Origin of the sequence: Faecalibacterium longum (assembly GCF_040094125.1) — a bacterium.
Taxonomy (GTDB): Bacteria; Bacillota; Clostridia; order Oscillospirales; family Ruminococcaceae; genus Faecalibacterium; species Faecalibacterium longum.
Map to the genome: position 1 here is coordinate 1 of NZ_JBBNIH010000096.1, position 2,494 is coordinate 2,494.

Here is a 2,494-nt window from a genome sequence, read left to right on the forward strand (position 1 = left end):
AGGCAGGGTATCACTATGATAGTGGTATCCTGCCTTTTGCTTTGCGGAATCAAGTTCGCTTTGTGCGAACTTGGTCGCCCCCCTATATGGCTCACTGGGGGCAATCGCTGCATACGTGCGTACCGGGGAGAGCCTGTACACCTCTGGCAAGGTGTAACACACTAGACTTTGTGCCAAAGTCTGTGTGCTAAGGGGTCAAGCCCCTTAGAATCCCTGCGGAGCGTGTACGCACGTACGCAGGAAAATGGCAAAATTTCACTATATCGGGGGTGTTCTTTCATTGGAGAGTATGATATACTCGGCTTAGTTCAACAAATCGGAATTTGAGGAGATAGACTAGTGAGAACATACGAGAATAAAGATGAACTTAAGAACGAGATAAATAAAAGTTTTGCAAAGTACATTTCAGAATTTGATATTATTCCGGAATCATTAAAAGATAAGAGAGTTGAGGAAGTTGACAGAACTCCAGCAGAAAATCTTGCTTACCAGGTTGGCTGGACAACTCTTGTTCTTAAATGGGAATCAGACGAAAGAAATGGTCTTCATGTCAAGACTCCTTCGGATGATTTCAAGTGGAATCAGCTTGGCGAATTATATCAATGGTTTACAGATACATATGCTTATCTGTCGTTGCAGGAGTTGAAAGATATGCTGAGAGAGAATATTAATTCGATTTATGAAATGATTGACTCATTAAGCGACGAAGAGTTATTCGAGCCACATATGAGAAAGTGGGCCGATGAATCAACCAAAACAGCAGTCTGGGAAGTATACAAGTTTATACATGTTAACACGGTTGCTCCGTTCGGAACATTTAGAACTAAGATTAGAAAATGGAAAAAGATAGCACTATAACTTCCAGTTTGCCGTACTCGTTTCCAGCAGGGTTTGGGGCTCCGCACGCCCCAACAAGAAGCAGTCCCGAAGTGGCGAGAATTTTCAAGAATTGAAAATTTGTGGCCACGGGACGATTCTTGCTCTTTTCGCTGCGTTTCGTAATTTTCACATTTCAATCTGCTCGCAGATTGTTGACAAGCTGCGCTTGACTCGATACTATAAAGGCAACCCGAACGTGCTACCAAGGAGGTGCAACCATGACCGCCGTAATCTACGCCCGCTATTCTTCCGACAGCCAGCGCGAAGCGTCCATTGAAGGGCAGCTGCGCGACTGCAAGGACTACGCCGAGAAGAACGGTATCACCGTGGTCGGCACCTACATCGACCGTGCCTACTCTGCCAAGACGGATGACCGCCCGGACTTTCAGAGGATGATTAAGGACAGCGCAAAGAAAATTTTCGATGTGGTTCTGGTCTGGAAGCTCGACCGCTTTGCCCGGAACCGCTACGATGCCGTGAACTACAAGTACCAGCTGGAGAAGAACGGTGTCCATCTGGTGTCTGCCATGGAACCCATCTCGCAGGGGCCTGAAGGCATTATGGTGGAGAGTATGCTGATCGGCATGGCAGAATATTATTCCGCCGAACTTGCCCTGAAAGTGGCGCGCGGTGAGCGCGAAAACGCCCTCCAGTGCAAGTACAACGGCGGTATCGTTCCGCTGGGCTTCACCATTGGCAAGGAGGACAGGCTGTACCATATCGACCCGGAGACGGCTCCCATTGTGCAGGAAATCTTCACCCGGTACGCCAACGGCGAGCCTGCCGAGAAAATCGCAGCGTCCCTGAATGAGCGAGGGCTGCGCACCCGCACCGGGAAGCCGTTCGTGAAGAACAGCCTCTTCCAAATTTTCCGGAACCGCCGTTACATCGGTGAATACCGATATAAGGACATCGTGACACCGGGCGGCATTCCCGCCATCGTGGACGAGGACTTGTTCAACCGGGTGCAGCAGCGTTTCGAGCAGAACAAGATCGCCCACGGTCGCCCCGCAAAAGGGGATGTGAGCTATCTGCTGACCACCAAGCTGTTCTGCGGCAAGTGCGGCACCCTGATGGGCGGCGAAAGCGGCACAAGCCACATGGGAAACACCTACTATTACTACAAGTGCGGCAACGCCAAACGCCACGGCAAGGCGCACTGCGATCTGAAAGCCATCCGCAAAGAGCCGTTGGAACGGTTCGTGGTGGAGACTGCCATCAAGGTGATTTTCAGCGATGAAATCATCGAACAGCTGATAGATTTAATTATGGAAGCCCAGCAGCAGGAGAATACCCGGCTGCCTGTCCTGAAAGACCAGCTCCGGGATACAGAGAAGCGGCTGGCAAATCTTCTGGAAGCCATTGAACAGGGTATCCTAACCCCGACCACCAAGCAGCGGCTGGACGAGCTGGAAGCCCGGAAGGAAGCCCTGAACACCAGCATTCTGGAAGAAGAACTGAAAAAACCAGTTCTGACCCGCGAATGGATGCGGTTCTGGTTTGAAAAATTCCGCAAGGGTGACATGAGAGACATGGAGCACCAGCGGCAGATCATTGATACCTTTGTCAACTCGGTCTACGTCTTTGATGACCGGGTCGTGCTCAATTTCAACTT

Annotated in this window: 2 protein-coding genes; both read left to right on the plus strand. The window is 50.4% G+C overall.

What is annotated here, in order from left to right; translation table 11 throughout:
• Positions 1 to 339 precede the first annotated feature (339 nt).
• Positions 340 to 858 carry a ClbS/DfsB family four-helix bundle protein gene (locus AAAU26_RS03325; RefSeq protein WP_112149188.1) on the plus strand — a complete coding sequence of 173 codons (519 nt, stop codon included), beginning with the start codon at positions 340 to 342 and terminating at the stop codon, positions 856 to 858.
• Between the two features lie 239 nt (positions 859 to 1,097).
• Positions 1,098 to 2,494, plus strand: a 1,397-nt coding sequence (locus tag AAAU26_RS03330) for a recombinase family protein (RefSeq protein ID WP_349180914.1), incomplete at its 3' end; no start/stop codon positions are given.